This window comes from Candidatus Vampirococcus lugosii (assembly GCF_018420025.1).
Lineage (GTDB): Bacteria > Patescibacteriota > Gracilibacteria > Absconditabacterales > Absconditicoccaceae > Vampirococcus > Vampirococcus lugosii.
Map to the genome: position 1 here is coordinate 1 of NZ_JAEDAM010000076.1, position 4,697 is coordinate 4,697.

Sequence of the window (4,697 nt, forward strand, 5' to 3'; positions counted from 1 at the left end):
TAACTCTATTTCTTTTATTTTTTCTATCATAATATTTTCATTATTTATAAATATAAATTTATATATTATAACTATTCTTACTAAAAAAGTAAAATATTTTTAGTATACTTAAAAAAATATGAATACATAATTCAATATATGATGAAAAATTGAAAGAAATTGATGATTTATTATTTTTAATATATAAACTATGAAATTCATTTAATGAATTTATAAGTTTACCAAGAAATTATAGTTATAATAATATTGTAGATATAATAAAAGAATGAACAGATAAATGAATAGAATTTTTTGATATAAGATTTATTTGTATTAAATCTAAAAATAAGATTGTTGATATTATTAAAGATAAAAATGCTTTAAATAATTTTAGTGAAGAATATATTGTTTTTTTGGAAAAAATAGATTTTTTATTAAATAATCAAAATACTTGAAGTTATGAATATGATATTAGAAATTATATTGATACTATTCATTATATATGAGTAAAATGAGCTTTAAATTCTTATTATGAATGAGGTGGTTATACTAATTTTTGACCTTATATATGGCAAAATTCAAAATTAATGATTGATAAATTAAGAGGAAAAGAATTAGATAAAAAATTATTTGATATAGATATTCTTGATAAGTTATTATTGCATGTTAAAAAAAGAATTTTTACTGAAATTGTTAAATCTAGTTTAGAAACTGTGATAGTAAGTCCTTCTTATTTCAATATAAATAGTTTTTTATCTAATATAGATGATAAACAAAATTTATTGGATGAAAGTGATAGTGAATATGAAGAATTAATAAATAAACAAATAATTATTGTGTTAGATAAATTTAGAGCTATGATACCTTTGATAACTTATTATAATATTTTTAAAAAATATACAACAAATTTAGTAAATGATGATGATTTTTTGGATTTATTGAAAATATTTAAAAATAATTTTGAAACAAGTTATCATTGATTTCCAGATATTGATACTTTCATAAATGAAAATCTTTCTATAAAAGATATATTAGCAAAATTTGAAAATTGATCTATCAAATATCCAGACACTAAAGAGTTAAAAATTATTATAGATATAACTTTTGAAGTGATAAGAAAAAGAGATAATCAAAAATCTTTAAATGATTATTTGAAACTTAATGAAGAAATTATAAGATTAAAAGAAGAAATGAATATTAAATAATAAATTATTTGATCTAAAATAGAATTAAAAAATATTTTTTAAACTTTAATTGTATAATTAAAGTTTTTTTATATAAAAAATAATTAAATATATACAAAAAAATTTGATTTATAAAAAATCAAAAAATATATATTATCTCTTGATATTTACAATAATTTATTTATATAATTAATTAATAAACTTATACTTATTAAGTTTACTATTAAGTTTAACACTGATTAACGAAAAAAAATTGTATTTCTTTTTTATTTTTGTTTGTCTGTTGTCTTTTATAACTTTTAAAGTTTAATAAACTTAATAAAAAAATTGTATTTCTCTTTATTTTATTCATATTTATTTAAACTAAACTTAATAAACAATAAGTTTAATAAAGGTATTTAAATATTTGTTTTTATATTCTTGATGCTAAATCAAGTTAGATATATAAAAATTATAGTTATATATATTTAAATGTCAAGTATTAATTAATTGTTTTTTTCAGTTATATTAATAAATTGAATTTGATATATAATATTATAGTTGATATATATTAAAAAGTCAATTTTTTAAGTTACTATTTTTAGTTTATATAAATATATAATTAATTATGATATATAATAACTTTTCTTCTGTATGAAAAATTGTTTTCAAAAGGTCTTTTGCTTATGTTACAAGTTCTATGTTGCTTTTATCTAATATGTCGAATTTTCTTTATGCTGGGCAACAGCAAAATTTGGAAGAAAATATATTTGGTGTAGTGAAGAATGAAAATCAAGAAAGAGTTGATTGAAAATCTTTTGTTTTGAAAGACTATTCTGATATTAATAGGTCTTATGTGAAATCTTTTGTTGGTGAATATGATGAAAATGAGTTTGCTAAATGAGAAACTATAGATGTTGATATAAGTGAACAAGGTATTTGAAAAATTTATGGTTTTTTGCTTTGAGAGTGAGATATAGCTAATAAAATAAATTTTGTAGGAATTGAAAGTCAAGAGGATTTATTGAATAAAATAGAATCATTACAGTTTGCACAAAATTTAACTGATTATCATAAACTTTTTGAGAATGATAATTATTTGTCAGTTAAAATTAATTTTGTTGGTGGTTATGAAGTTGAATTGATTGATTTAATTTCTACTAATGAACTTAATAAACTTTTTTTATCTTCAATAAATATGGAATTATGAAGATATTGAAGTCCTATTTCAAAAACTAGTAATGTCGTTCCATGATTTATAAAACTTATTTGAAATAATATTGATTATCTATGAGATAATTATGAAATTGAAAATTCTGTTCTTTTGTGAAAAAATTTTGAAGAACAAACTTGAAAATATTGAATATTAGATAAATGATATTCTGATATAAAATTGAATAATAGTGAATTTGTAGTTAAAAGTTTAGATGATACAAAAATTTGAGAAAGAGCTTGGGCTGATCACAAAGATTTATTTGTAAATATAGAAAATTTTGAAAATAAAAATTTTGGTGCTGGTCAAGATGTTTTAGTAAATTATGATAAATTAACTAATTGATCTATTTATTGAATAAATATTGGTGATTGAATAGATGCTAATAATATTGTTTTTGATTGATGATTATTTGATTGATTTGATAATTTAAAAAAATTTAATAATTTAATTGCAAATATTGAATCATTGCAGTTTGCAAGAAATTTAACTGATTATCATAATGTTTTTCAATCTAGAGATTTTGTTTCTGTTAAAATAAATTTTGAAAATAATAAGAGTTTGGAATTGATTGATTTGATAGCTTGAAATGAGCGAGTGATGTCTGCTTGAACTAATTTTGATTATTATTTATCAAATACTGCTTGAGTTGATGTTTGAAATTGAGTTTATTGAGAATGAGTTGATGTGAATCAAGTAGATAAATTTTTTGAAATGATAAAAGAAAATATAATTTTCTGAACAAATGCAGATTTTGAATTAAATAAAAATGTTGTTTTGTGAGAAGTTTTTGGTAATAAATATTCTATTTCTAAAGAAAAATTTTTAACTAAAAATTTAAATAAAAATAATAATCTTTATTTAGCTTGAGATTGAGATCTTGTTTTGTGAACAGTTGTTGATATACATAAATTAAATGTTGTTGAAAATGATTTTATAGATTGAAAATGATTTGAACAAAATTTTGCTTTAAATTCTTGAGCTGGAAAAAATCAAATTCAACTTGTAGGACAAGAATCAAAAAATTTTGAAGTTACTAAAAACAGTAATCAAGATAATGTTGATTGAAATTCTTTTGTAATAAAAAATTATAGTGATACACAATGAACTTATTCAGATTTATTTATTTGATTTGATGAAAGTGATTGGGATGATTTTGATTGAAAAGAAATATTTGTTGATATAGATTGAACATGAATTTGAGAAATATATTGATTTACTTTGTGAGCATCAAATACGATTAATTTTTCTTGAATGCAAGATTTAACTGATTTAGTAGATAAAATAGATTCTTTACAATTTTTTAAAAATAAAACTGATTATCATAAAATCTTCTTAGATAATGATTTTTATTCTTTGAGAATTAACTTTGATAATTGATATACTTTGGATTTTGTTGATTTTATGGGGTCTATGTCAATTGACGAACTTTTGAATTTACAAATTGAAAAATTATCTTGAGAATTACAATATTTAACAACAGAAAAAGATGATATAGATAATTTAATTTGAATGTTTCAATGAAATATAGAAAATAATAAAATTGGTTTATTAGAAAATAATCAAATTGATTTGTCTTGAGATTGACAGGTTGTTTTGTGAGTTGTTGCTGATTATGTTGAAGTAATAGAACCAGAAGAATATGAAGTAATATTTGATGTAGAACCTACAGATTTAGATTTGGAAGTTAAAAATTTAAGTTGAGATATACAATTAGGAACATGAAATATATATAAATTAGAAAATTGAGAATATAATTATACTGCAAGTGCAACAGGATATAATAGTTTAACATGAGGATTTGAAGTAAGTGGAACATGATTAAATATAAATATTGAATTAGAAGAAGAAGTAATAGAACCAGAAGAATATGAAGTAATATTTGATGTAGAACCTACAGATTTAGATTTGGAAGTAAGAAATTTAAGTTGAGATTTGCAAGTTGGAACATGAAATATATATAATTTAGAAAATTGAGAATATAATTATATAGCAAGTGCAACAGGATATAATAGTTTAACATGAGGATTTGAAGTAAGTGGAACATGAAAAACTATAAATATAAGTTTAGAAGAAGTTGAACCAGAAGAATATGAAGTAATATTTGATGTAGAACCTACAGATTTAGATTTGGAAGTTGAAAATTTAAGTTGAGATATACAATTAGGAACATGAAATATATATAATTTAGAAAATTGAAATTATACATATATAGCAAGTGCAACAGGATATAATAGTTTAACATGAGGATTTGAAGTAAGTGGAACATGATTAAATATAAATATTGAATTAGAAGAAGAAGTAATAGAACCAGAAGAATATGAAGTAATATTTGATGTAGA

2 protein-coding genes are annotated in these 4,697 nt (G+C 20.0%); both read left to right on the forward strand.

The window, feature by feature from the left end; translation table 25 throughout:
* The first annotated feature begins 149 nt into the window (after positions 1-149).
* Positions 150-1,184 (forward strand): hypothetical protein, encoded by a 1,035-nt coding sequence (locus VAMP_RS04620; protein WP_213349786.1) that lies wholly within the window; start codon positions 150-152, stop codon positions 1,182-1,184.
* Between the two features lie 586 nt (positions 1,185-1,770).
* The coding region (locus VAMP_RS04625; protein ID WP_439099515.1) for a hypothetical protein at positions 1,771-4,697 on the forward strand (2,927 nt) is incomplete at its 3' end.